At 38.9% G+C, this 25,102-nt stretch carries 24 protein-coding genes; 18 read left to right on the forward strand and 6 right to left on the reverse strand.

What is annotated here, in order from left to right; genetic code table 11:
- The first annotated feature begins 267 nt into the window (after positions 1 to 267).
- The 7 genes from EZ444_RS05335 (at position 268) to EZ444_RS05365 (ending at position 6,990) form a co-directional block, all read left to right on the forward strand.
- Positions 268 to 906, forward strand: coding sequence for a DUF6266 family protein (locus EZ444_RS05335; RefSeq protein WP_131607685.1), 639 nt, complete (start codon positions 268 to 270; stop codon positions 904 to 906).
- A 469-nt stretch (positions 907 to 1,375) separates the two neighbouring features.
- Positions 1,376 to 1,894 (forward strand): hypothetical protein, encoded by a 519-nt coding sequence (locus EZ444_RS05340; protein ID WP_131607686.1) that lies wholly within the window; start codon positions 1,376 to 1,378, stop codon positions 1,892 to 1,894.
- Between the two features lie 39 nt (positions 1,895 to 1,933).
- Positions 1,934 to 2,662, forward strand: a complete 729-nt coding sequence (gene gldF / locus EZ444_RS05345; protein ID WP_131607687.1) for a gliding motility-associated ABC transporter permease subunit GldF — start codon at positions 1,934 to 1,936, stop codon at positions 2,660 to 2,662.
- Entirely contained in the window at positions 2,656 to 4,329 is a 1,674-nt protein-coding gene (gene gldG / locus EZ444_RS05350) for a gliding motility-associated ABC transporter substrate-binding protein GldG (RefSeq protein WP_131607688.1), read from the forward strand. The genes gldF and gldG overlap by 7 nt, the downstream gene beginning before the upstream one ends.
- Before the next feature lie 35 nt (positions 4,330 to 4,364).
- A complete protein-coding gene (gene dnaN, locus EZ444_RS05355; RefSeq protein WP_131607689.1) occupies positions 4,365 to 5,489 on the forward strand; it encodes a DNA polymerase III subunit beta in 1,125 nt (374 codons plus the stop codon).
- A gap of 12 nt (positions 5,490 to 5,501) precedes the next feature.
- On the forward strand, positions 5,502 to 6,200 hold the full coding sequence (locus EZ444_RS05360; RefSeq protein ID WP_131607690.1) for a DUF4397 domain-containing protein: 699 nt from the start codon (positions 5,502 to 5,504) through the stop codon (positions 6,198 to 6,200).
- Positions 6,201 to 6,294: 94 nt separating this feature from the next.
- Positions 6,295 to 6,990, forward strand: coding sequence for a DedA family protein (locus tag EZ444_RS05365; RefSeq protein WP_131607691.1), 696 nt, complete (start codon positions 6,295 to 6,297; stop codon positions 6,988 to 6,990).
- Between the two features lie 15 nt (positions 6,991 to 7,005).
- Here EZ444_RS05365 and EZ444_RS05370 read toward each other — a convergent pair whose 3' ends face one another.
- Both EZ444_RS05370 and hscA read right to left on the reverse strand, forming a co-directional pair.
- Positions 7,006 to 7,869, reverse strand: a complete 864-nt coding sequence (locus EZ444_RS05370) for a zinc dependent phospholipase C family protein (RefSeq protein WP_131607692.1) — start codon at positions 7,867 to 7,869, stop codon at positions 7,006 to 7,008.
- Positions 7,870 to 7,908: 39 nt separating this feature from the next.
- Positions 7,909 to 9,765, reverse strand: coding sequence for a Fe-S protein assembly chaperone HscA (hscA, locus tag EZ444_RS05375; protein WP_131607693.1), 1,857 nt, complete (start codon positions 9,763 to 9,765; stop codon positions 7,909 to 7,911).
- Between the two features lie 267 nt (positions 9,766 to 10,032).
- Here hscA and EZ444_RS05380 point away from each other — a divergent pair, with 267 nt between their 5' ends.
- Positions 10,033 to 10,986, forward strand: a complete 954-nt coding sequence (locus EZ444_RS05380; RefSeq protein WP_225874642.1) for an RpnC/YadD family protein — start codon at positions 10,033 to 10,035, stop codon at positions 10,984 to 10,986.
- 10 nt (positions 10,987 to 10,996) lie between these two features.
- On the opposite strand, the gene EZ444_RS05385 is transcribed toward EZ444_RS05380, so the two are convergent.
- On the reverse strand, positions 10,997 to 12,070 hold the full coding sequence (locus EZ444_RS05385) for a DUF3810 domain-containing protein (RefSeq protein ID WP_131607694.1): 1,074 nt from the start codon (positions 12,068 to 12,070) through the stop codon (positions 10,997 to 10,999).
- A complete protein-coding gene (locus tag EZ444_RS05390) occupies positions 12,070 to 13,404 on the reverse strand; it encodes a dihydroorotase (protein WP_131607695.1) in 1,335 nt (444 codons plus the stop codon). The genes EZ444_RS05385 and EZ444_RS05390 overlap by 1 nt, the downstream gene beginning before the upstream one ends.
- Positions 13,405 to 13,572: 168 nt before the next feature.
- Here EZ444_RS05390 and EZ444_RS05395 point away from each other — a divergent pair, with 168 nt between their 5' ends.
- The 4 genes from EZ444_RS05395 to EZ444_RS05410 are packed head-to-tail and all read left to right on the forward strand — an operon-like array spanning position 13,573 to position 15,919.
- Positions 13,573 to 14,901: a DEAD/DEAH box helicase gene (locus EZ444_RS05395; protein ID WP_131607696.1), complete on the forward strand. Its 1,329-nt coding sequence runs from the start codon at positions 13,573 to 13,575 to the stop codon at positions 14,899 to 14,901.
- Between the two features lie 6 nt (positions 14,902 to 14,907).
- Positions 14,908 to 15,183 (forward strand): hypothetical protein, encoded by a 276-nt coding sequence (locus EZ444_RS05400; protein ID WP_131607697.1) that lies wholly within the window; start codon positions 14,908 to 14,910, stop codon positions 15,181 to 15,183.
- Complete coding sequence (gene gldC / locus EZ444_RS05405) at positions 15,183 to 15,518, forward strand: gliding motility protein GldC (protein ID WP_131607698.1); 336 nt, start codon at positions 15,183 to 15,185, stop codon at positions 15,516 to 15,518. Before EZ444_RS05400 ends, gldC begins: the two co-directional genes overlap by 1 nt.
- Positions 15,518 to 15,919 (forward strand): hypothetical protein, encoded by a 402-nt coding sequence (locus tag EZ444_RS05410; RefSeq protein ID WP_225874643.1) that lies wholly within the window; start codon positions 15,518 to 15,520, stop codon positions 15,917 to 15,919. Before gldC ends, EZ444_RS05410 begins: the two co-directional genes overlap by 1 nt.
- On the opposite strand, the gene EZ444_RS05415 is transcribed toward EZ444_RS05410, so the two are convergent.
- Entirely contained in the window at positions 15,903 to 16,418 is a 516-nt protein-coding gene (locus EZ444_RS05415) for a DUF421 domain-containing protein (RefSeq protein WP_131607699.1), read from the reverse strand. The genes EZ444_RS05410 and EZ444_RS05415 overlap by 17 nt on opposite strands.
- Before the next feature lie 18 nt (positions 16,419 to 16,436).
- Positions 16,437 to 16,928 (reverse strand): methylated-DNA--[protein]-cysteine S-methyltransferase, encoded by a 492-nt coding sequence (locus tag EZ444_RS05420; protein WP_131607700.1) that lies wholly within the window; start codon positions 16,926 to 16,928, stop codon positions 16,437 to 16,439.
- A 153-nt stretch (positions 16,929 to 17,081) separates the two neighbouring features.
- Between EZ444_RS05420 and EZ444_RS05425 the strand changes: the two genes are divergently transcribed.
- From EZ444_RS05425 to EZ444_RS05450, 6 genes are all read left to right on the forward strand, one after another.
- The gene (locus tag EZ444_RS05425) at positions 17,082 to 18,425 is read left to right on the forward strand and encodes a polysaccharide lyase 6 family protein (RefSeq protein WP_131607701.1); all 1,344 of its coding nucleotides are present in this window, start codon (positions 17,082 to 17,084) and stop codon (positions 18,423 to 18,425) included.
- A 15-nt stretch (positions 18,426 to 18,440) separates the two neighbouring features.
- The gene (locus EZ444_RS05430; RefSeq protein WP_131607702.1) at positions 18,441 to 19,100 is read left to right on the forward strand and encodes a heme exporter protein CcmB; all 660 of its coding nucleotides are present in this window, start codon (positions 18,441 to 18,443) and stop codon (positions 19,098 to 19,100) included.
- Positions 19,101 to 19,436: a gamma-glutamylcyclotransferase family protein gene (locus EZ444_RS05435; protein ID WP_131607703.1), complete on the forward strand. Its 336-nt coding sequence runs from the start codon at positions 19,101 to 19,103 to the stop codon at positions 19,434 to 19,436.
- Positions 19,437 to 19,552: 116 nt separating this feature from the next.
- Entirely contained in the window at positions 19,553 to 20,143 is a 591-nt protein-coding gene (locus tag EZ444_RS05440) for an RNA polymerase sigma factor (protein WP_131607704.1), read from the forward strand.
- A 90-nt stretch (positions 20,144 to 20,233) separates the two neighbouring features.
- Positions 20,234 to 21,394 carry a FecR family protein gene (locus tag EZ444_RS05445; protein ID WP_131607705.1) on the forward strand — a complete coding sequence of 387 codons (1,161 nt, stop codon included), beginning with the start codon at positions 20,234 to 20,236 and terminating at the stop codon, positions 21,392 to 21,394.
- A 149-nt stretch (positions 21,395 to 21,543) separates the two neighbouring features.
- A complete protein-coding gene (locus EZ444_RS05450; protein ID WP_131607706.1) occupies positions 21,544 to 25,095 on the forward strand; it encodes a TonB-dependent receptor in 3,552 nt (1,183 codons plus the stop codon).
- Positions 25,096 to 25,102 lie beyond the last annotated feature (7 nt).

Genomic DNA, 25,102 nt, shown 5'->3' on the forward strand with positions numbered 1-25,102 from the left:
TGCTGTTTCTTTATTTCATTGGCCGTTTTTTAATTGTTCTTAATTTCTAGCGCCATATTTACAGCGCTATCACATTGTTTAAAGATAAATATAATATTTTTAATAAATATAATTTCTATTAAATTAACTAATAGTGTAGGATTAATGATTTTGACTTTGCTTAATAGTATATCCTGTTTTATTGTTTTTAGAGTCCGGAGGTAGCGAAACGTGTTTTCGTGCTTATATTGCTTTTAATTAAATAATTAGTAATCTAAATTAAATAAAATGGCAAGAATTAAAAAAGGGATCCTAGGTGGATTCTCAGGAAAAGTAGGCACTGTTGTAGGTGCGAGTTGGAAAACTGTAGACTATATGCGGGGGCTACCAAGGCCAAGTAACAAGCCTTCCACAATGAAGCAACTGGCTCAGCGAAATAAAATGGCATTATTGAGAGGGTTTTTACTTGGGCTACGTGACGTTATTGAACTTCGTTTTCAAAATATTTCGAAGTATACTCCGATGAATGATGCTTTGTCATATAATATGCTGAATACTATTGAAGGGATTCACCCCGAGCAAAGCGTGAATTTTAAACAGCTGATTTTTAGTAAAGGAGATCTATTGGGGACTTGGTCGCCAAAGGTGGTTTCAATAAAAAGTAATTCAGTTGACTTTAGTTGGAAAAATGGAAACTTCACACCGCTGTGTGCTGCTGATGATCAGGTGACTTTGGTTGTTTATAATCCGGTAAAGAAAGTGTTTTGCATATTAGAAAATGCGGGGTTAAGAGAAGATAAGGCCTCAAGGTTACTTCTTCCTGAAGATTTCGCTGGAGATACGCTACATTGTTACATTAGTTTTTATTCTGAAAATAGAAAACTAGCCTCTACTAATGAGTATTTAGGTGAGATAACAGCGGTTTAATGTCTATTCCCTTTGGTTTGAACTGTCTCAAATTTTGCGACAGTTGGATTTTGTTCAACTCCTTCGTTACATCTTTTCTATGTAGGTTTGGATATAGTTGGCATAAAACAAAACTTATGTAAACATTCTTTACATGAGACACTCATCATGTAAAGAATGTGGGATTATCTTCACATGATGAGTGATGTCCTCTTTAATGAATTGTCTCTATTACCTCCTGATCATACCGAAATAGAGACAATAACTATATTGAGACAAGATTGTGCAATCTTCAATTGCCCTTGCTGAATTAAAAGGATTAGCTTATACACTACCTAATCGGTAGATACTTTTAAACGCAGTAATATTTAAAGAGGCTCGAGTGCGAGACATTGTATATCAATACTGAACTATTTGAACTTTTGAAAAAATAAAGCTATTAGAGAACGGCTATATTTTATAATATTGCGGCTCTTAAAAAAAGAACTACGTGAAAAAAATAATATTAATTGCCGTTGCAAGTTTTTTAATGCTCAATCACATCAACGCTCAAACAAATAAATATGAATCTAAAATTGGTTTGGGCGTTGATTTTGGTTTTCCTATTGGAGATTATAAAAATACAGCCGATTATGGCGTAGGCGTTTCCTTGCTTTATCAGAAGCCAGTTTCTGAAAACCTAAGTATTATCGGAAATGTCGGTTACTTAAGGTTTCATGGTCCGAAAATTTTAGAAAATATTAATTACAAGGAAGGATTTGTGCCGATAAAAGCAGGTGCCAGATATTTTATTGCCCCATATCTTTATGGTGCTGGCGAGTTAGGTGTTGCCTTTTCTACCGCTTATGGGAGAGGCGCAGGAACTGCATTTACTTATGCACCGAGTTTCGGAACAGAATTTTCGGTATCTAATAGTGGTACTGTAGATATAGGTGTAAGGTATGAAGGCTGGTCGAGAAGTGGTGCAACACTTTCATTTGTTGGATTGCGGGCTGGGTACAACTTTTAGCGGATATTTTTCTAACTTCGGCGTCATTAATCTGAATGCATGTACGCAGTTTTTAAACGGGAATTATTTAGTTTGTTAAATTCACTGATGGCTTACATCACCATCGGCGTTTTTCTATTGGCCTTGGGCCTATTGCTGTGGTTTTTTCCTGATACCTCTATATTAGACTATGGCTATGCTGAGCTAACAGGCTTTTTTAGTTTAGCGCCTTTTTTATTCATGTTTTTAATTCCCGCGATTACCATGCGTTCTTTTGCCGAAGAGCGGAGGGAAGGTACTTATATTTTGTTGGCCACAAGGCCGCTTACCGATTGGCAAATTATATTGGCCAAATATCTGGCTTGTTTAGTACTGGTGCTTTTTTCGCTAATCCCAACATTGATCTATTATTATTCTATTTCGGAATTGGGTTTGCCTAAGGGCAATATAGACACCGGAGCTGTAATCGGTTCTTACATCGGTTTATTGTTATTGGGTTCAGCATTTACAGCTGTAGGTGTTTTTGCTTCCTCCGTTACTAAAAATCAGGTTATTGCGTTTGCCATTTCGGTGTTTATTTGCTTTATCGTTTATACGGGCTTTGACGCCATGAGTCAGATATTTGCTTTGCAATATTTAGAATCGTTGCTTATCGGTTTGAGTGTAAATGAACACTATCAGTCTATTAGTCGTGGGGTATTGGATACTCGGGATCTTGTTTATTTTATCAGTTTTGTAGCGCTGTTTTTGGGCCTTACCAGATTTGTGATTGGAGGTAGGAAATGGTAAAGAACAAATATTTTAAAGCTGCTATTTTTGTGTTGGCAATTGTATTGCTAAATATTGTTGCTCAATATCTGTATACGAGGATCGATTTTACAAAGGAGAAGCGTTTTACCTTGAATGATAAGTCTAAAGAGATTTTAAAGGCCGCAAAGCAACCGATCAGCGTTACCGTTTTTTTAGACGGAGATTTGCCCGCTGCATTTAAAAGACTTAGAAACGCTACAAGTGATTTGTTAACGGATTATAAGGCTTATTCGGGGACTGATATTAAAGTGATATTTGCCGATCCGATTGCTGGATTGTCTGCAGCAGAGCAAGATACAGCTATTAATAACTTATATCAGGCAGGTATTGAAGCTACTACTTTGAACATTAAAAATGACAATGGTTTTGCGCAAAAAACTATTTTCCCGATGGCTATGATTGTAGCTGATGGCAAAAGGTATCCTGTTAAGCTGTTGCAAAATCTGGATGTAACCGGTAACTACGAGGAAAATATCAACAACTCCATCCAAAATCTGGAATATGTGTTTACTTCTGGGATTCAAAAGGTGCTGACAGGAGAACATTCACGTATCGGTTTTACAGAGGGAAATGGGGAGTTGTCTGATCTGTATTTAAGCGATGCGATTAAGAGCCTTTCTGAAAGCTATGAAGTTGGGCGGGTTGATCTTAACTTGATTGATAAAAAAGGATTGGATAAACTGAAGCTATTGGTTGTGGCCAAGCCGCAAAAGGAATTTACCGAGGCTGAGAAATACAAAATCAACTATTTTGTAATGAATGGTGGTAGGGTACTTTGGAGCATTGATCAGGTAAGTGCCGATTTGGATAGCTTAAAGGGGAGGCCGGAGCAACTGGCTTTTAACCGTAAGTTAAATCTGGACGATATGTTGTTTCTGTATGGCGCCCGGGTAAATTACAACCTGGTTGCTGATGCCAATTGTGCCGAAATACCTTTAGCAATGGGCGGTCCACAAGGACAGATTCAAATGGCTCCATGGGTGTATTATCCGCTTTTGATGCCGGATACGGCCAATTCTCTGGTGAAAAATATTGACAACATTAAAAGTGAGTTTATAAGTACGGTTGATACCATCGGCGTAAAGGGTGTAAGCAAGAAGGTTATTCTGCATACCTCGGCCTTTAACAAGGTTTTTAATGCACCTAAGATGCTTTCTTTACAGATGGTAGCCGAGCAGCCTAATCCAAGGGAATATGCCAGTGTACCGCAGTCGGTAGGGGTATTGCTTGAAGGTACTTTCTCTTCAGTGTTTTTGAATAGAGCTGTTCCCCACGGGATTGAAGAGGAGTATGGAGTGCCAGCATTGAGCAAGCCGACTAAAATGATTGTGATTGGCGACGGAGATATTTTTAAAAATCAGGTGAGTAGCAAAGATGGTTCTACTTTTCCATTGGGATTTGACAGATATACGCAACGGAATTTTGGAAACAAGGCCTTGCTATTAAATATCGCCGATTACTTAGCTAATGATGATAATTTAATCGCCCTGCGCAATAAGGAGGTTAAAATAAGGTTATTAGATAAGGCAAAGTTACGTGTCGAAAAGTTGCAATGGCAGCTGATCAATGTGCTTGTGCCTTTATTTTTGTTAATATCATTTGCAATTTTTCAACATTATTGCCGCAAACACAAGTATGCGAGGTAATTTTTATATTTTTGAGAACTGACTAGATCATAACTATGAGATTTATTGTATCCACATCAACGCTTTTAAAACATTTGCAAACAGTTAATGGTGCATCGAGCAGCAGCACTGTGTTGCCTATATTGGAAAATTTCCTGTTTGAGATTAAGGACGGAAATTTGACAATATCTGCTACGGACTTGCAAACCAGCATGACGACTTCTTTACCTGTAGAATCAAAAGAGGGTGGGAAAGTTGCTGTGCCGGCAAGAATACTATTAGACACTTTAAAAACATTACCAGATCAACCTATCTCTTTCAATATTGATGATAGTACTTTCTCTATTGAGATTAGTGCAGGTGACGGTAAGTATAAATTAAGTGGTGAAAACGGCGACGATTTTCCGAAAATACCTGTTGTAGAAAACGCTTCTTCTGTAAATTTACCAGCTTCTGTTTTAACTGAAGCAATTACCAAAACTATTTTTGCGGTAAGTAATGATGAGCTTCGTCCGGCTATGACGGGTGTTTATTGTCAGCTTTCTGATCAGCACATCACTTTTGTAGCTACTGATGCGCATAAATTGGTAAGATACAGACGTATGGATAGCAAAGCGGATAAGAGTTCTTCTTTTATTTTGCCTAAAAAAGCATTGACTTTATTAAAAGCGGCTTTACCATCTACAGAAATCAATGTATCAGTTGATTATAATGCAACTAGTGCCTTTTTTAAATTCGAAAACATCAACCTGGTTTGTCGTTTAATTGACGAGCGTTATCCTGATTACGAAGCGGTTATTCCTGCTAATAATCCTAATAAACTGGTTATCGACAGAGCTTTGTTTTTAAATACATTACGTAGGGTGGTTATTTTTGCGAATAAAACTACGCATCAGGTAAGATTAAAAATCAACGGAAGTGAGCTAAACATTTCTTCTGAAGATCTTGATTTTGCAAATGAAGCACATGAGCGTTTAAGCTGCCAATATGAAGGTGAAGACCTGGAGATTGGTTTTAATGCACGGTTTTTGATTGAGATGTTAAATAACTTAAGTGGTGAAGAAGTGACATTGGAGCTTTCTACGCCAAATAGAGCCGGATTGTTGATTCCTCAAACAAACAATGAGAACGAGGATGTGTTGATGTTGGTGATGCCGGTTATGTTAAATAATTATAACTAATTTTTAAGCACAATGAAAAAACTTTTTTTATTATCATCAAAGACCAGGATGGCTTTTATGATTGCTTGTTCGAGCATTATGCTGCTCGCTTCATGTAGCAAGAAAAATGATATTGAACCATTACCTGTTGGAGAGGCGAAAGTAAGGTACATAAACGCATTTTACGGAGCCTTAGCGCAAGATTTTTATGTGAACGGAACCAAGAAAAGCACAACTCCACTTGTTTATGGCAATACATCTGAATATTTTACGATTATTTCAGGGGCAAATGCTTTTAATGTAAATGATGCAGGTACTACAACTGCGAATACAGGGGCTCAGGTAGATATTGCTATCGGTGATAAGTATTCGATTTTTTATTATTTAACTACGGACGGCAAAAAAGCTTTAGCATTTTTAGGCGATGGCAAGAGTACACTTCCTGCGGGTAAAGCAAATGTGAGGTTTGTTAATTTTAACAGTACTTTAAATGGTAACATGACAATTTCTAGCGCTGGTACTAATTTGGTTCCTTCCTTAGCATATTTTGGTGTCTCAGACTTTTTTCCAGTTGATGCAGCTGCAAAGTTTTCTTTTTCTGCGACTGGCTGGCTTACTGCTGTTGATTATGATGGTGCTGTTGTTGCTGGTAAAAGCTATACGATTTGGATTGATGGAAACACTGATCCCGCCAATAAACAGTTAATCGGCCATATCTTTGAGCAGAACTAGTTTATTCGCTATAATTCAATTATGACATTTCTATTCTTAAAAATATCATGGTTATTGCCATGATATTTTTATTTTTGGGCTTAATTTACAAGATTTGGAATTTTTCAGCTTTTTAATAGACTTCCTCCTGCACATCGATAAGCACCTGGAAGAGATCATCAGAGATTACAGTACCTGGACTTACGCTATCCTCTTTCTAATCATTTTTGCTGAAACAGGTTTCGTGGTTACCCCATTTTTACCAGGCGATTCGCTGTTATTTGCGATGGGAGCCCTTATTGCAGGTGGAAACACTGGCTTAAGTATTTGGTTAATGATGTTGTTGTTGATTGTGGCGGCAATCGCAGGTAATTCTTTAAATTATAAATTGGGAAGCTTTTTCGGTATTAAGGTATTTAAGCCCGGAAACAAGATTCTCAAACTAGAATACTATAATCAGTCGCATGAGTTTTTTGAGAAACATGGCGGTAAAGCAATCATCTTTAGTAGGTTCTTACCTATTTTTAGAACCATTGCTCCCTTTGTAGCTGGTGTGGCAAAGATGCCTTTTGGCAGATTTACCTTCTTTAACATTATTGGTGGGGTAGCTTGGATAGGTAGTTTGTTGCTAGCCGGATATCTCTTGGGACAAATTCCTGTCGTTAAAAGGAACTTTGATCTTGTCATCATTGTGATCGCTGTTGTTACTTTCTTCCCTGCAGTATTTGCAGCTTTAAAGTCTAAATTTCAAAAGAAGAGTGTAGTTGTAGTGGTTGATGAAGTTCTTACAGACGAGGACGAGAAAAGGTAAGCTAAGCTCGCCGTTTTAGAAATTTAATGCTGGCTGTCCGGCATCAATCCAGGCAGAGTACCAGAAAGATCCTATATATAATATGGCAGAGCGCATTTGACGCTCTACCATATTTTCCATTCCATCATGATATGCCTTTGAATAAGCTTCGGAATACTGCTTAGTAACCTGACTCTTCCGCTCCGAAAAGCTATATTTTCTATGTGCTGGGAATCGCGCGCTTAACTTTGCTTCGAAACTAAGAACGGTATCTACCATGGTATGCGTGTTTTTTACAATTTTCCACGCTTCCTTTAAAGGGCTTTCGATGTATTTCGCAGTACCTACTACATAGTTGTAGCGTTTCGCAAATAACTCTGGTAATCTGCTTTCCCAAAAAGCATGGATGCCCAGTTGATTGGTCAATTGTCCGTTGTGGTTTTGTGTAGTATGAAGTGGTACATGGGCATCGGCAATATAATGTCCTATATAGGCCGAATATATCAGTATTTTACGCGAATCTTTGTCCTTAAAAGCATTTACCAGTTGATAGTATGTTTTTTGGATTTGCCAGGGGAGAATGCCATTTTGGTTTAATTTAACCAATCCGTACTTTTTTACGGCATCTTCCCATTTGTAAGGGATGCTATCGATATGTGCTTCGTACAATTCTACATCCAGATAATGTCTTGCCGCCTCTAAAGTATCTGCATACCTTCGTTTATCCGGATCTACAGCATGATCTGTGATATATTTGATATGTTGCTTGTAAAATGGATTGATAGCTGCAGGGAGCGTAAAAACAGCCAATCGATTGATTTGCATATGGGCGTAGAAGCCCCATGAACTGCACAGGATAAGGACAAAAAAAAGGCTTACAGTAAGAAATGTTCGTTTCATTACTGTAAACCTATATCAACAAGCGTATTGCCTGGTTATTTATTCGATACTTTTTCCCTTCATAGCCGAAGAAACAGCTACATCCATTACTCTTTCGGCAAAAGGACGGGTAAATTCATTTAATTCGTCAGCCTTTTTAAGAATCTCGTCTTTCTCTGGTTTGGTTAAGGCGGCTCTTAGGGCTTCAATATATGTTTTTGTTTCGCTGATCTCAGCTTCGGTAAGGTATACGGCGTGTTTTTCAATGAAACGTTCTGCTGTATAAACCAGTTGCTCACCTTCACTACGGGCTTCAATAAGCATTCGTTGCTCAACATCGCTTTTAGCATGGGTAATGCTGTCTACCAACATTTTTTCAACTGTATCATCGGTTAAGCCATAACTTGGCTTGATGTCTATTTCTTGTTTTACACCAGAGCGCAGTTCGATGGCTTGAACGGTAAGTATGCCATCTGCATTTAGGATAAAGTTGATATCGACCTTTGGTAAGCCAGCAGGCATAGCAGGGATTCCTTTTAGATCAAACTCTGCCAGTTTTCTGTTTTCTTGTACCAAATCGCGCTCTCCCTGAAAAACAGAGATCTTCATGTTTACTTGTCCATCGATAGAAGTGGTATACTGACGACCTGCTTTGGTTGGAACTTTTGCATTTCTTGGAATGATAACATCCATTAATCCGCCCATGGTCTCGATACCTAGCGAAAGTGGTGTTACATCTAACAATAAGATGTCTGAACGGTTTCCTGCAAGGATATCAGCTTGTATAGCTGCACCAAGGGCTACAACTTCATCAGGATTGATTTGATCATGTGGCTGACGGCCAAAGAAATCTTCTACTTGTTTTTTAACGTATGGGGTGCGGGTAGATCCGCCAACTAACACTACTTCGTCAATTTCTGCTATCGTTAATTTGGCATCGCTCAATGCTTGTTTGCAGGAGTTGATGGTTTCAGCAACCTTAGGTGTAATTAATTGCTCAAATGTTTGTCTATCAATGGTACACCAGATGTCGCCCATTTGTTCATTAAACAGGTTTTGGGTACTTAGCGCTTTTTTTGCAGCTTCGGCTTTTAGCCTTAATGTTTGCATTAAAGCAGGGTTTTGGGCCAGTTGAGCTGTGTCTATTTTGTTTTTTTCTATCCAGTAATGTACAATCGCGCGGTCAAAATCATCACCACCTAAAAAGGTGTTTCCATTGGTGGATAGGACTTCGAATATGCCATTTTGGATAGATAGGATGGATACATCAAATGTTCCACCACCCAAATCGTATACTGCTATGGTTTTTTGCTGGGTAGGATCGAGACCTATGCCATAAGCTAAACTGGCAGCAGTAGGTTCGTTAACGATCCTTAAAACATCTAATCCGGCTAAGCGACCCGCATCACGGGTGGCTTGACGCTGACTGTCGTTAAAATAGGCTGGAACCGTAATTACTGCACGATTTACTGGTGTTTTTAAGGCATGTTCTGCGCGCGCTTTTAATTCTTTTAAAATCTCTGCAGACAATTCTATTGGGGTATAGAATTTATCTGCGGCTTTGATTTTTACCAGCGAATCGTTTTCATCGTCGATGATTTTGTAGGAGAATGTATCCTGATGGCCAGCTACATCTTTATAAGAGCGACCCAGTAATCGTTTTACAGAAAATATGGTGTTTTCTGGATCTGTTGTCAGAAATTCTTTGGCTTCATTACCTACAAGTGTATCGCCCGTTTTGTTAAAATGCACGATTGAAGGCACTAACAGGCCTTTTCCAGTATCATTAATTACTTGTGGGTTTTTATCGGGATTGATGAAGGCTACTAAACTATTGGTTGTACCTAAATCAATTCCAACGATGATTTCTTCTTTTTGTAGTGAACCTGTTGCCAGGTTAATGGATATCTTTGCCATAGTCTGGCAAATTTAGGAATGTTTCGGGTTTATTTTGTTTTAAGGTTGTAATGTTTTGCGGTTGTTTTTAATTTCTAGCTGTTCTGGTAAGGCCTATACCTTTAAATGACTTCGGTATTTTGTTTTGTGTCGTGGTGGTTGTAGGTAGGGGAAACGTCTTTTATTTTGCAAGTGTTGATTTTGACTGCGGATTACGCGGGATTTTATTCGAGTAAAGTTTATAAAGGGTGATCTCGGTATTTTTGCTAAGGATTTTATTAGGAATAGATGCGGGAAGAAATAAGTGTGATTGCGCAACCAATATCAAAACAAAAGCCCAAACGAAAATCCCCAAGGAGGGATGATGAACTTTGGAAGGGAATTTTAGCGGATGTTTTTGAAGATTTTCTGCGGTTTTTTTTTCCGGATGCTGATAACTTGTTTGATTTTAAAAAGAAATTCGTTTTTCTTGACAAGGAGTTTAACAGACTATTTCCACCAGAAGAGAATGCCGCTGGGGTAAGATTTGTAGATAAACTGGTAAAAGTTCATTTAAAAGCCGGAGGTTCTAAATTCATATTGATGCATGTGGAAATACAAGGCAGTAAAGGGCACGAAGAGCTAGGCTCTAGGATGTTTCGATACTTTTACCGAGCCAAGGACAAACATAATGTCTCCATCACTGCCTTTGCTATTTTAATAGATGATGTAAAAAGTTACCATCCAAAAATATACAAGGAAGAGTATTTGGGTACGAGGTTGAGTTATGAGTTTAATACTTATAAGCTTTTAGACCAAGATGAAGAAACGTTACGCGCAAATCCTAATCCGTTTGCTGTGGTCGCGCTTACAGTTTTAATGGCTTTGAAAAACAAGAAAATTGATGACGAAGGTTTAAAATCCATCAAAATGGATTTGACAAGTGAATTAATTAAAAGAAAGCTAGATAAAGTAAAGCATGAAAGGATTATGGCTTTTCTTGTGTATTATGTGAATTTTGAAAACCCGGAAATGATGATTAAATTTGAAGAAGAAGTTCAAAAACTAACAGGAAGGACTACACCTATGGGAGTCAAAGAGATATTACTAGACAGACGTTTCAAGGAAGGCCGCCAATTAGAGCGAGCTAAAGCTGTAGAGGAAAAGAGGACAATAGCCCGCAACTTCAAGAATAAAGCAATCGATCTTAACATTATCGCTGAAGCCACTGGTCTCTCTTTAGAGGAGATAAAATCACTATAGCCTAATTGTATTAATTATTGACGTCTTTTTTGTGGATATTATACAGCCACAATACAATATCTTGGTAGCTGTCGGTTCCTTTTGGTTGACTATTTAGCTTTAAAAATCTGTCGAAAGCGACGTCCATATAAGCAAACATATTGCTATTATACTTTTGCCAGAAGTCTCTATCGGCTTTTAAATCACTTATGGTTACTGCGTTTATGGTTTTGTAAAGACGTTCGTAATCATCTGGTGATTTTAGTCTGATCTCGAATAGTATATTTTTAAATACTTCATAGACTGCTGAATACTGGAAATATGGATCGCTGCTGCTACTGGCTACGAGGTAACCAACAAGATTAGCCTCATCCTCTCTTGCTACGCCTAACTGATGAGCAATTTCGTGGCAGGTTACAAATGGGAGAGAGGTAAGTGGTAGGCGCATGTTTACATTGGCTTCGCCCGATAGCGGACTATAATATCCCTCAATACCTATTTTGGTAATTATCCAGCTGTTTAATACGGGCTTTACTGCCGGAGTATGGTAAATAAACAAGCTGTTTTTCTGCTGCATAACATCATAAGCTAGTTTGGCTTTTGCTTGCAATTGAGGCACGGTGTACGTTTGCTTTTTTACGTGTTGAAGGCTGTTTAGTCGACCAATGAAATACTCACCCAGCGAAATCAATTGTGGGGTAGTGTATTTTTCATCGCTGATCGCTAGTTGTTTCGCAATGGGGAAACGCGAATAATTAAGTCCCCAAAGTAATTTGAAAGCCAGATAAAGGACCAAAAAAAAGCTAAGGACCTGCAATGTAATATTGAGCAGGTCGCTCCGCTTTATTCTTTTTTGTACTAGTTTTTTATAGAAAAGATATAAACTCCTGATGACATAAAGGATCAGCAGGAGGTAAAGGAAATCGCCCAGCGCGAAAGGAAGGAAACTACTGATGTAACGTTGTACGACCGATGTGATTGGATAAGTCCCCCGAACATACAAATGCTCTACCCATTGTTCGTTGAATCCAAAAGCATATACCATCGCCGAAAGGATGAACAGTAAGGTAAACTGCTTTAATTTTGGCGGGTAGCTAGTATTCATTAGCGATTAAAGGACAGACGTTTTCCCGTTTCTTGGGTTGTGAATCGGCCTTTTTGGTAAGCCAGGTTTCCTGATACAAAAGTGTGTGTAACTTCAGCCTGGAAAGTTTGACCTTCAAAAGGCGACCAGCCACATTTGTAAAGCACATTTGCTCTGGTTACTTTAAAAGGATCATTAAGATTTACTAGAACCAAATCAGCCCAGTAGCCTTCTCTAATAAAGCCTCTTTTATCTATGTTAAAGCAGGTAGCAACGTTGTGAGCGGTTTTTTCGGCTATTTGCGTTAAGGATATTTTATTTTGGTGGTACATTTCGAAAAGTGCTGGTAGGGCATGTTGTACTAATGGTCCGCCTGATGGAGCCTGTAAATAAGGTTGTTCCTTTTCTGCTATAGTATGCGGGGCGTGGTCAGTAGCGATAATGTCGATATAGCCATCTAGCACACCTTTTAGAATGCCGGCTTTATCTGTTGCAGTTTTAACAGCTGGGTTCCATTTTATCCAGTTGCCTTTTGTTGCATAATCCTGATCGTCAAACCACAAATGGTGTACGCAGGCTTCAGCAGTTATTCTTTTATCCGCAAGCGGTGTTTTATTGTCAAAAAGTGAAACCTCTTTTGCTGTGGAAATATGTAAAATGTGCAGACGTGTCTGGTATCTTTTTGCTAGTTCTACTGCCATTGAAGAAGATTTATAGCATGCTTCGGCACTACGGATGAGCGGGTGCATATCAATTGTAATGTTCTCGCCGTATTTTTCTTTGTATTCGGCAAGGTTACGTTGTATGGTCTGCTCATCTTCGCAATGTGTAGCAACCAACATTGGCGCTTCTTTAAAGATGTTTTCTAATACTTTCTCATTGTCAACCAGCATATTTCCGGTAGATGAGCCCATGAATACCTTAATCCCGCAAACATTTTTAGGATCTGTTTTCAGTACTTCTTCCAGGTTATTGTTGGAAGCTCCCATAAAAAAGGAGTAGTTCGCCAGGGACATTTCTGATGCGATGGCATATTTATCTGCTAATAATTCTTGGGTTAGCGTATTGGGTACAGTGTTGGGCATCTCCATAAAAGAGGTGATCCCACCGGCTACTGCAGCCATGCTTTCCGTAAAGATATCGGCCTTATGTGTTAAACCCGGTTCTCTGAAGTGTACCTGGTCATCAATCATTCCAGGGAAAAGGTGTAAGCCTTCTGCATTGATCTCCTGATCAGCAGGAGTATCGATGTTTGGAGCGATCTTTTCTATAAGTCCGTTTTTGATGAGTAGGTCGGCAACAATAATTTGCCCTTCATTTACAATTGAAGCTGCTTTTATCAGAATGGTGTTCATGGTTCAAACTTAAATAAAATATTCTTTATCTTTCTCTTTCGTGGTCCTGAAATAAACCGCGCAACGCTCTTGATGACAATAGGTAAAATAAGTACTACTGAAAAATTCAGGATGACGTGGTGGCTAAATACAAGGAGCTAGTAAATAAATTTTGTCTATTTTTGCAAAATGGCCAAGAAATTCGAGGAATTTAACCTCAACAGGCAAATACTAAACGCTGTAGCGGATGCAGGGTTTACTACTGCTACCCCAATACAGGAAAAAGCAATTGCACCAGTGTTATCCGGACAGGATATTTTTGGAATTGCTGAAACAGGAACCGGAAAAACTGCTGCTTATTTGTTACCTATTTTAATGCAGTTGAAGTATGCCCAAGGGGATGCGGCACGTGCATTGATTTTAGCACCAACCAGGGAACTGGCTATGCAAATCGCAGAACACGCAAAGATGTTTTCTACTTATACAGATTTACGTTCTGTTGTGGTATTTGGCGGTATCGGCCCTAAAACTCAAATTGAGCAAATCAAAGCTGGAGTGGATATTATCATCGCTACACCAGGTAGATTCCTTGATATCTATTTAGCTGGACACATCAATACCCAATACTTAAAGTTTTTGGTATTAGATGAAGCGGATAAAATGATGGATATGGGCTTTATTGGTTCTATACATAGGATTTTGGAAATTGTTCCGCGTCGCAGACAGAACCTATTGTTCTCTGCTACGATGAGTGATCTGGTACAGAAAATAGCTGGTGATTTCTTGAAGAATCCAACCATTATTGAGGTTGGCGCACAGGCTACACCTGCTGCAACAGTTACACAGGTATTGTACGAGGTGCCTAATTTTAAAACAAAGATCAATTTATTGCAACACTTATTGAAAAATGATGAGGAGGTTAAACGACTGATCATTTTCTGTAAGACTAAAACAGTTGCGGATAATATATATAGCTTTATTACCCGTCGTTTTGGTGAAGAGGTAGTAAGGGTTATTCATGCTAACAAGGGGCAAAATACCAGAATCAATTCCATTAATGCTTTTAAAGAAGGTAATGTAAGGGTGTTGGTTGCTACAGATGTGGCTTCGAGAGGTATTGATGTAACTGAGGTTAGTCATGTGATCAACTTTGATGTGCCTATCATTATTGAAGATTATGTACATAGGATTGGCAGAACGGGAAGGGCTTACGCTAAAGGTGATGCCTTAACTTTCTGTAGCCCTGCTGAGAAATATTACATTGAGAAAATACAGAAATTGATTAGACAAGAGATTCCTGTTGTACCTTTGCCTGCCGAAGTTTTTGTGGAGGAAACTCCTTACGAAGAGAAACAGGCTATTGCGCGTGCTATTGATGATCAGAAGCGTAGAGAGGATCCTGAATTTAAAGGGGCTTTCCACGAGAAAAAACATGCTGCAGCTATAGCTAATGCAGCAAGGAATAAAACCAATAAGCAGCCGAACTGGAAGAAAAAGAAGTTTAAAAGTAAGAAGTAAAGAAGATTGAAAGTAAAACTTACCCCGCTTAATATCGTTTCGGCTTTGGCCCTGGTTATTGCTGTGATGGTATTGCTTAATAAAAAAGATAGCGGACCTCAACATGTAGATGTTACCTGGCTGCTTTCTGGGTTTTGCTTTTTGACAGCTATCATTGCTTTTATATCTGATCAGATCTTTAGAAAGTTTATTCCAAGCCTTAAAAAACTATGGGTAATTGAAGGCGTCTTAATCGTCTTCATCGTCATTTTAATATTTATAATAAAAGTTAGTATAATATAATGAAACAAGCAGAAATCAAAATCACAGTTCAACTGGATGACAATAATGTGCCAGACAATATCCTTTGGGAATCTACAGATGCCGAAACTAAAGAACAAGTACCTGTAAAATCTATGATGTTAGCACTTTGGGATCATAACTATAAAAACTCAATGCGTATTGATTTGTGGACTAAAGATATGCCTGTTGATGAGATGAAGCGTTTTTTCTATGAGACCTTGCAAACTATGGGTGATAGCTTCTTAAAGGCTACTGGCGAGAACCTAATCGTAGAAGATTTGCGTGATTATTGTGCGCATTTTGCCGATAAAATGGGTATCAATACACAGGGGTAATGATAAAAATTCAGGGGATTGTAGGTGCCATCATTATGGCTATTGGTGGCATGTGTCCACTGGTGCGTGTACCTATTTTAGGAAACTGGAATTATTTTCAGGTAGATCAAACGTTGGCAATTACTTTTTATATACTGGTTGTAATTGGTTTGATTGGCGCATTTAAAGAAAAAGCGGGTTTAGTGAAATTTGCAGGATGGGCAGTTATTGCTTTGGTGGTACTTTCTCTTGCTGGTATTCAGTTTAAAACAATGGAATCATTTGGCTTCCTTCATTTTAAAAAGCTGGTTAGCTTTGCCTCTGGTTTAGTGAAGTTTAAATGGGGATGGTTTGTGATATTGGCCGGAGCAACGGTTATGATTACGGTTAGAAGACCGAAATTGGTTAGTTTAAATCGCTAAGCGATTTGTGTTTTCTTTTTCGTTTGTATTGAGTTTGTTTTAAGCTATCGTCTCCGCTAATGATGCTGATGTTTCCATCGGCTTCCATAATGGCAAGCTTTACATCCTTATATTTTTCTATACCATGCTCCCTGATGGCTTCCTGGAGTTCTTCATTGGTGATGCCAAGTTTGCTGAGTTTTGCAAAGTCTAGGTTGCCATTGTGAATTAGAATTTCAGGCTTTTCTGAGATCAGGTTTCTGAATTTTTCGTTCTTAAACATCAGCTTTTTTAGCAGATAATTTAGCGCAAATAATACTGCAGCAGCAACCAGTCCACCCAAAAGGCTGGTGTTGCTGCCTACCATAGCATTCTGTACCGCATTACTGATGAGTAGGATTAAAACTACATCGGTAGTGTTTAACTGCGAAAGTTCTTTTTTGCCGGTCAAGCGGATCGCTACAAGCATGAAGGCGTATACTGCCAGACTTCTTAATACAATGTCGAGATATTCGTTCATTTGTCTAAAATTTAGCCATTAAAATCTTAAAGTCATTTGGCCTTGTTGGCTAATCTCCCGTTCATGATCCAGCAGCCATTGTTTGCGCCATAATTCGCCAGCATAACCAACAAGTTTACCATTGCTACCAATTACGCGGTGGCAGGGAATGATGATTGCCAGATCATTTTTTCCATTTGCAGCCGCGATAGCCCGTATGGCAAGTACATTATTTAATTGGGTAGAGAACTGCAGATAGGAAATCGTTGTTCCGTATTTAATCGTAGTGAGTTCCTGCCATACTATTTGTTGAAAATCTGTTCCGCTTTGGCTAATTGGTAGGTTGAAGGATTGACGTTTTCCTTCGAAATATTCGGCCAATTGCAAGCCGGCAAGCTTTGTAACTTTGTTTTCCGTTAAACCTGAGGCGTCTGTCTTCTTAAAGGTGATCTTGTTTACAAAGTCATCATCTGCAAAAATGCTTAGCTCACCTATCGGGCTATCTACGATTGTACAATATTGATTTGCCATTATAATACAATGATATGAATATTTAGCTGACAATATGTAAATTAAGAAAAGCTAACTTGATCAACTTATTGGAACCACCAAATTATGATATTGACCATTACAAACCATTTGAAAAAGCAGCTTTTTGGCGCTTGTAGCCTTCTTCTAATTTTAATGTTAAGCAATCCTGCGGCCAGTTTTGCGAAGACAATTACCGTTGCTTCGTTAGCTGAGTTACAAAAGGCGATTGATAATGCTGTTGCCGGAGATGTAATCTTGCTGAAGAACGGTGTTTATACCACTACGGATAATATTGTCGTGAAAAGTAAAGGAACCGCGGCTAAACCGATTACGATTGCTGCTGAAACGATTGCTGGAGCAGAAATAAATGGAACGGGTGGCTTGAGTATTCAAAACCCAGCAACTTATGTAATTATACGTGGGTTTAAGTTTACAAATGCATCTGGTAAAAATGAAATAGCAGCCGGAAGCAGTTTTTGCCAATGGACAAGGAATATTTTTGAAACGGTGGGTGAAGGTAATTACTTATCCATTATTGGAAATGACCATCAGGTTGACTACAATACTTTTCAGAATAAAAATGCTTTGGGTAAGTTTATTGGCGTTAGGGGAGTAGGTAAACAGATAGCGGAGCGATTGTGGATTCACCACAATTATTTCCACAATTTTTCTAAACAAACTGGAAATGGGGCAGAGGCTGTACAGTTTGGTTTAAGTGGTTTTAGTCTTTCCTCGAGCAACAGTGTTTTTGAATATAACTTGTTTGAGAACTGCGAGGGGGAAAATGAGTTGCTTTCGGTTAAATCGTCTGCGGTAACAATTCGGTATAATACTGTCCGTGATTGCAAAGCTCAAATGACCTTAAGACATGGTAATTTTGATAAAGTGTATGGTAACTATTTCACCAAAACACCTGGATTACGGATTTTTGGGGATGACCATATTATTTATAGTAATTATTTTGAGGATTGTAATGTGGCAATTAACATTGGTAATGGTGGTGCTGAAGTGGCTGATGGTGCTCCACTTACTTCTCATGATCGCCCTGATAGGATTTTAATTGCCTTTAATACATTGGTAAACAATAAAAATAATATCAGTTTAACGCCTAGAACACCAATTGGTTTGGGTGCAACATCGGTAACTATTGCTAATAATTTAATTCAGGGTGGTGAGGATGCTGTTTCTATAAATGGTCCATTTGCTAATCCAAAATGGGAAGGTAACGTTATTTATAAGGTTAAAGGTCCGGGAAGTATACCCGAAGGTGCTTATAAAATTCTGGACCCTAAATTGGTTCGCAATGCTACGGGAACATTCCATCTTCAAGGAGCTAATCCAGCTTTAAATGTTGTTGGTGATTATCCATTAATTACTGTTGATATGGATGGGCAAGTTCGTAAACAGCCGCTACAGGTTGGTGCTGACCAGATTTCTAAAGCTCCTGTTGTTGCTAGGATTTTGACACCGGAGTTAGTTGGATATAAAGCGAAATAGTATCTTTGCGGCTGAATGAATTTAGGAAGCCAGGTAAAACACTTAGTTAAAAAGGAATTGCTGCTGGAGTGGCGCTCGAAATATGCCTTAAACGGCGTGCTTTTGTATGTCGTTTCTACAGTTTTTGTATGTTTCTTGTCCTTTGTAAGTGTTGATATCATTACCTGGAATGCCTTGTTTTGGATTATTATGCTTTTTGCATCCATAAACGCAGTTTCAAAGAGTTTTTTGCAGGAAAGTAAAGGCCGGCAATTATATATTTATACCATCGCAAGTCCGATTGCATTGATTATCAGTAAAACGCTTTATAATGTATTACTGATGGTCGTGCTTACAGTTATTGCGCTAATCTTTCACATGATGGTATTTGGTCGTACACCTCAGGATCTACCCATGTACTTTTTGGCTACGGTTTTAGGTAGTCTGAGTTTTTCAACCATCTTTACTATGATCTCTGCCATTGCATCTAAAGCTGGTAACGGTGGAATGTTGATGGCTATCCTTGGCTTTCCCATCATAATTCCTGTGCTGGTCGTGTTAATTAAGCTTACAAAAAATGCAATTGACGGGCTAGATCGAAGCGTAAGTTGGGACGAGGTAGGGATACTCCTGGTGATCAACGTATTGGTGATGGCCGTGTCTTTATTACTTTTCCCTTATTTGTGGAGGGATTAAATGAACGAATATCTTTTCTCTTACGGTACGCTACAAAAAGATAAAGTCCAACTGGAGACCTTTGGTCGGTTATTGAAAGGTTCGAAAGATACTTTAAATGGTTATAAGCTTTCGACTATTGTAATCGTGGACGAAGATGTGCTTGCTACAAGTGGCCAGGAAATTCATCTTCTGGCGATACCATCTGAAATACCAAATGATCGTATTGATGGTGTGATTTTCGAAATTACAGATAAAGAACTGCTGGCAGCGGATGGCTACGAGACTGATGCTTATCAAAGAGTCAAACTGCAGTTCGAATCTGGGAAAGAAGCCTGGATTTATATTGCATCCTAATTTTATCTAGATAACTTCTTGTAATACGCTAAAAAAAAATCACCTCTAAAAGATTTGAAATTTTAGAAATGCTGATTTAAATATGTAATATTGATGTTACTTTCTGATCATAATTAATGTTGCATAAGTTACCCGAAAATGAAAATGAATTACTTGCCAAAGTTGCAAGTGGGGATACTCATGCCTTCTCCATTATTTATAACGCCTATAGAAAACGAATATATACAATTGCACTGCAGTATCTTCATGCTGAGATGCAGGCTGAAGATGCAGTACAGGAAATTTTCCTGAAGCTATGGCGTTTAGAGGACAATCTAACAAATATAAGGAATCTGGAAGCCTATCTTCTTCAGCTTACCAAATACAAATGTTTGAATATGATGCGCCGACAGAATTTGGAGAATTTACATATTGAACCATTGCATGAAGGATTTGAATATGCTGATTCTGATACAGAAGACCAGATTTTATTAAATGATACCAGAAAAATTGTAAATGAGGGTATTGCCATGCTGCCCCCTAAACAAAAACTTGTTTATCAACTTTGCCGCATGCAGGACCTTAAATATGAAAAAGTGGGAGAAAAGCTAAATATATCACCCGAAACCGTGCGCTCTCACCTAAAATTAGCACTGAAATCTTTGCGCGCACATATCAGCATGCATACGGATTTGACCATTTTACTTATTTTATTTAAAATAATTTAGTTTTTCATTGCCCGCTTTACACATTTCAAGTGTCTTTATTATTAGAGGCCGGTTATTTTTATAACAGAAGGCTAAATAAATATATAGGGAATGAATCAAAATCGAATAAATCATCTGCACGACCGATACATTGCTGGCAAATTAAATGCCGGGGAAAGTGTCGAATGGCAGCAATTCGTCAACGATCCTGATTCTGAGGAACAAATACTTTTGCTGATAGAGGATTCATGGAAAAAGATCCCGGTCGATCTGCTGGATGATCTGGAGCCGGTGCGTTCAGATGAATTGCTTAATAGAATTGTTAAAGAGCCACAGTTGAGGAAGATGCATAGAAAATTGTGGTTAAGAATTTCAGGTGCTGCAGCAATTTTGCTTTTAGCGACTGCTGCAGTCTTCTGGTTTATTTCTACTAAAAAACTACAATCGGCGGTTGCATTTAAAACAGATATCCATGCCGGAAAAATTGGTGCGACGCTTACTTTGGCAGATGGAAGACAAATTAAGTTGGATAATGCTGAAAATGGTAACCTTGCTGAAGATGCAGGGGTGAAAATTTCTAAAACTAAGGCGGGAGAGCTGATCTATGAGGTCAATGAGAATCAGCATTCAGCAAATAAAATGAATACATTGTCTACTTCTCGTGGTGAGACTTATCAGGTGCGGTTGCCCGATGGTTCGCAAATCTGGTTAAATGCAGCTTCAAGTTTGACCTATACAGCAAACTTGAAGCAAGCAGGCAAGAGAAAAGTTTATTTAGACGGAGAAGCCTATTTTGAAGTCGCAAAAGATAAATTAGCTCCGTTTATAGTAGAAACCAACAACCAGACGGTAGAGGTGCTGGGTACACATTTCAATATCAATAGCTATTTAAATGAGCGCTCGTCAAATACAACGCTGTTGGAAGGAAGTGTGAAGATCTCAACAAAAAGTGGTGTTAATGAAATCCTGAATCCGGGGGAACAGGGCGTAATTACAAGCGGAAAACTAAGTATTGAAGCGGTTGACAGCCGGTTTTCTATCGCATGGAAAAATAATAAGTTTATGTTTGAGAGTGCATCTATACAGGAGGTAATGCGAATGATAGAGCGCTGGTATAATGTAGAAGTAATTTACGAAGGGGAAATTCCTGAAAATAAATTCGGAGGCTCAGTGTCCCGCTTTGATAACGTTTCAAAAGTGTTGCAGATTTTGGCCTCCACTAAAAAAGTCAACTTTAGAATCGAAGAAAGGAGGATTTACGTGACAAAATAATTATCCAAACCCCGTGTATCACAGATTGCACCCTGTGACACATCCGGAGCCGGAAATATTTGGCTTATGAAATTGAAATAAACAACTAACATGCAAAAACCTAACCGTCTGCAAAACATAAGGTTCCTTGCCCTAAACCAAACAAGTAAATGTATAAAAAATATACGAATAAACTTATCGTGCCCAATAGGCGCGTCTCGAAAATACTGCTGATTATGCGATTAACCACCGTAATTTTGATAGCAACCTGTATGCAGGTCAGTGCTGTCGGATTTGCACAAAAGATCAATTTGACCAAGTCGAATGTTTCATTAAAAACGGTCATCCGGGAATTGAGAATCCAGAGTGGTTACGATTTTGTGTATACAGACGACCAGCTGGCGAAGGCAAAATCTGTGACCATAGATGCGAACAATATGGCAATTGAAGAGGTGCTCAAACAGATCTTTAAAAATCAGCCCTTAACGTATATCCTGGACACTAAAACAGTGATCATCAACGAAAAGAGAAACTCCCTGATAGAAAATATTATCAGCTCCTTTTTAAAATTTGATGTTCGGGGAACAGTGGAAGATGAGAACGGACAGCCACTACCGGGCGCAAGTGTTCGTATAAAAGGTTCAGATAAATATGTGATGACCGACAAAAACGGTGTATTTACCCTGGCAGGAGTAGATGAAAACGCTACACTGCAAATATCATACGTGGGCTACAAAATGATGGAGGTAAAAGCAGCTCGGAATATGGGCATTATTAAACTGGAACCCTTAACCGCGGGCCTGGATGAAGTTTTGGTTGTAGCTTTCGGTAAAACGACTAAAGAAGCTTTTACCGGCTCGGCTGGTGTTTTAAAATCAGAAGATTTGCAAAAAACGCAGGGCACGAACCCGCTTGGTGCTTTAGCAGGACGTGTGGCCGGTGTGCAGCTGAGCAGTGCTTCTGCGCAGCCGGGTAGTTCACCCTCCATTACCATCAGGGGTTTGGGCTCCATTTCGTCGGATACTGAACCATTGATCGTTTTAGACGGTATGCCCTTTGAAGGTGATCTGAACCTGATTAACTCTGCAGATATTGAGTCTATGACGGTCTTAAAGGATGCTGCATCTAATGCTTTGTACGGTGCCCGTGGTGCAAATGGCGTAATCATGATCACCACCAAAAGAGGGAAAAGTGGTGAAGCACAGATTAATGTTGATGCCAAATTGGGTGCCAATTCTAATGGATTGGAAAACTATAAGGTCATGAATGCTCAGCAGTTCTATGAGACTTATTATAAGATGCTGGCTAATTTTTACGTAACTGACAGGGGAGGGGCTATGACGCCAGGCGCCGCCCATACGCTGGCCAATCAACACCTGACCAGCACAACGAGTGGTGTTGGTCCTGGATATATGATTTATACTGTTCCTGCAGGACAGGAATTTATCCAGAGTGGTGGTAAAATGAATCCAAAAGCAACTATGGGTACGCTTTATACCTACAACAATAATCAATATTGGCTGCAAGCTGACGATTGGGAAAAAGAAGGCTTGCAAACGGGCTTACGACAGGAGTATAACACCTCAATCTCCGGAGCATCCGATAAAATAAATTACTATACCTCATTGGGCTATCTGGATCAGGAAGGTATTCAGGTTGGATCTGCTCAGGATCGGCTAACTGCGCGTCTTAAACTGGATTATCAGGCGAAAAAATGGCTAAAGGTTGGCGGAAATGCAAATTATAGCAAATACAATTATATGCAAACAGAGGAGGGGACCATCGGAACGGGAACTATCTGGAGTACCATAAAGTCGCAGGCACCTATCTATCCGGTTTATTACCGTGATGCCAGCAAGAATATCATGATCGATAAATGGGGTGAACAAATGTATGATTTTGCCAATAATTATGATTTAAGCCGCGCAGGTGGCCTTGGTGGCAATGCGATTTTTTCTAACAAATACAGAAGTGCTACTACAACTGGTAATTCATTCATCATGAGTGGTTATGCTGATTTTGACCTGACTAAAGATCTGAAATTGACGGTTAACGGGAATGCCTACGATTATGATCGTAGGTTTACTTATGTCAATAGCCCCTTTGTTGATAATTATACAAACTCATCTGATAACGGCTACTTATCAAAAAGTGCTTCGAGGACCTTTACCTACAACAGCCAGCAATTGCTGAATTATACAAAAGGATTTGGCAAACATAATGTGAGTGCCTTGTTAGGACATGAATATTACAATTATAGATTTGAATACCTGGATGCTTCAGGGAAGAATTTCGGTATTGATAACACGACTGAGCTTGCTACGGTATTGACTTTGAATGGCAATCCTAATTCCTATGCCAATGACTATAACAATGAAGGTTATTTTTTTAGGGGAATGTATGATTATGATACCAAATACTTCGCTTCGTTCTCTTATCGCCGCGATGCTTCTTCGCGTTTTGCAACAGAAAACCGTTGGGGTAATTTCTGGTCAGTTGGTGCTGCATGGTTGATTTCAAAAGAAAACTTCTTTAAAGCACCCTGGATTAATTCATTAAAAATCAAAGCATCTGTAGGTTCTCAGGGGAACGACAATATTGGTAATTACCTGTTTGCAGATTCCTATACTGTTGTTAACAACAACAATGAAGTGGCGTATCAATGGCGCCAAAAGGGATCTAATGACATTACCTGGGAAACCAATACCAACTGGAACTTAGGTACTGAATTCAATTTGTTTAATGGACGACTGAGTGGTAGCGCAGAGTATTTTTACCGCAAAACCAGTGATATGTTGTTTTCATTGAATACGCCACCGTCTGTTGGTTACACCAGCTATTATGTAAACCTGGGCGATATGCAGAATAAAGGCTTTGAACTGGTTTTAAATGCAAACCTGATCAATAAGAAAGCTTTTACATGGGATGTTAATTTTAACATTTCCCACGTAAAAAATAAAGTGCTGAGTTTGCCGGATGATATCAAGAAAACAAAAGTTGAAGGGAATGTCGGTTACGTGAACCTGGATAAGTCTTTTGTGTCTAAATATAAATATTTCGTAGCAGAGGGGCTGCCGCTTTATACCTGGTACTTGCCTAAATTTGCGGGGCTAGATCAGGAAACAGGTGAATCACTTTATTATAAGGATGAGTTGAAAAATGGAGAGGTAACGGGACAAACCACTACGAAAGATCCAAGTCAGGCAACGGATTACCTGATCGGTGATGCACTTCCTGATTTTTACGGAGGTTTTGGAACAACGGTTAACTACCATGGAATAGACCTTTCTGTGAACCTGAACTATCAAATCGGAGGTAAAGCATACGATTATAACTATCAGACTTTAATGCATACTGGTGGAACCACAGCTACAAACTGGCATGTTGACATGTTGAACGCATGGAGTCCCGAGAATAAAAACTCAGCTGTACCACGTCTTTTATTTTCTGAAATTAATTCGCAAAATGCACGTTCAGATCGTTTTATTACCAGTGCAAGCTATTTAAATATTCAGAATATCAATCTGGGTTATACACTGCCTGCTAAGTTGGTTGGAAAATTTAATGTTCAGAGACTGCGGGTATATATGGCTGTCGAAAATCCATTCTATATATCGGCCCGTCAGGGATTTGATCCCCGCTATTCATTACAAGGATATACCAATTCCGAACTTTATTCTCCAATGCGTACATTTTCAGGAGGTCTTTCATTGACATTCTAAATATAAT

Origin of the sequence: Pedobacter hiemivivus (genome assembly GCF_004331685.1) — a bacterium.
GTDB classification, from domain to species: Bacteria; Bacteroidota; Bacteroidia; order Sphingobacteriales; family Sphingobacteriaceae; genus Pedobacter; species Pedobacter hiemivivus.

Excerpts from the sequence above, each read along its gene's own strand:
- EZ444_RS05335 (WP_131607685.1), top strand. The coding sequence starts at position 268 with ATGGCAAGAATTAAAAAAGGGATCCTAGGTGGATTCTCAGGAAAAGTA.
- gldF (WP_131607687.1), top strand. The coding sequence starts at position 1,934 with ATGTACGCAGTTTTTAAACGGGAATTATTTAGTTTGTTAAATTCACTG.
- gldG (WP_131607688.1), top strand. The coding sequence starts at position 2,656 with ATGGTAAAGAACAAATATTTTAAAGCTGCTATTTTTGTGTTGGCAATT.
- dnaN (WP_131607689.1), top strand. The coding sequence starts at position 4,365 with ATGAGATTTATTGTATCCACATCAACGCTTTTAAAACATTTGCAAACA.
- EZ444_RS05360 (WP_131607690.1), top strand. The coding sequence starts at position 5,502 with ATGAAAAAACTTTTTTTATTATCATCAAAGACCAGGATGGCTTTTATG.
- EZ444_RS05370 (WP_131607692.1), bottom strand. The coding sequence starts at position 7,869 with ATGAAACGAACATTTCTTACTGTAAGCCTTTTTTTTGTCCTTATCCTG.
- hscA (WP_131607693.1), bottom strand. The coding sequence starts at position 9,765 with ATGGCAAAGATATCCATTAACCTGGCAACAGGTTCACTACAAAAAGAA.
- EZ444_RS05380 (WP_225874642.1), top strand. The coding sequence starts at position 10,033 with ATGCGGGAAGAAATAAGTGTGATTGCGCAACCAATATCAAAACAAAAG.
- EZ444_RS05385 (WP_131607694.1), bottom strand. The coding sequence starts at position 12,070 with ATGAATACTAGCTACCCGCCAAAATTAAAGCAGTTTACCTTACTGTTC.
- EZ444_RS05390 (WP_131607695.1), bottom strand. The coding sequence starts at position 13,404 with ATGAACACCATTCTGATAAAAGCAGCTTCAATTGTAAATGAAGGGCAA.
- EZ444_RS05395 (WP_131607696.1), top strand. The coding sequence starts at position 13,573 with ATGGCCAAGAAATTCGAGGAATTTAACCTCAACAGGCAAATACTAAAC.
- gldC (WP_131607698.1), top strand. The coding sequence starts at position 15,183 with ATGAAACAAGCAGAAATCAAAATCACAGTTCAACTGGATGACAATAAT.
- EZ444_RS05410 (WP_225874643.1), top strand. The coding sequence starts at position 15,518 with ATGATAAAAATTCAGGGGATTGTAGGTGCCATCATTATGGCTATTGGT.
- EZ444_RS05415 (WP_131607699.1), bottom strand. The coding sequence starts at position 16,418 with ATGAACGAATATCTCGACATTGTATTAAGAAGTCTGGCAGTATACGCC.
- EZ444_RS05420 (WP_131607700.1), bottom strand. The coding sequence starts at position 16,928 with ATGGCAAATCAATATTGTACAATCGTAGATAGCCCGATAGGTGAGCTA.
- EZ444_RS05425 (WP_131607701.1), top strand. The coding sequence starts at position 17,082 with ATGTTAAGCAATCCTGCGGCCAGTTTTGCGAAGACAATTACCGTTGCT.
- EZ444_RS05430 (WP_131607702.1), top strand. The coding sequence starts at position 18,441 with ATGAATTTAGGAAGCCAGGTAAAACACTTAGTTAAAAAGGAATTGCTG.
- EZ444_RS05435 (WP_131607703.1), top strand. The coding sequence starts at position 19,101 with ATGAACGAATATCTTTTCTCTTACGGTACGCTACAAAAAGATAAAGTC.
- EZ444_RS05440 (WP_131607704.1), top strand. The coding sequence starts at position 19,553 with ATGTTGCATAAGTTACCCGAAAATGAAAATGAATTACTTGCCAAAGTT.
- EZ444_RS05445 (WP_131607705.1), top strand. The coding sequence starts at position 20,234 with ATGAATCAAAATCGAATAAATCATCTGCACGACCGATACATTGCTGGC.
- EZ444_RS05450 (WP_131607706.1), top strand. The coding sequence starts at position 21,544 with ATGTATAAAAAATATACGAATAAACTTATCGTGCCCAATAGGCGCGTC.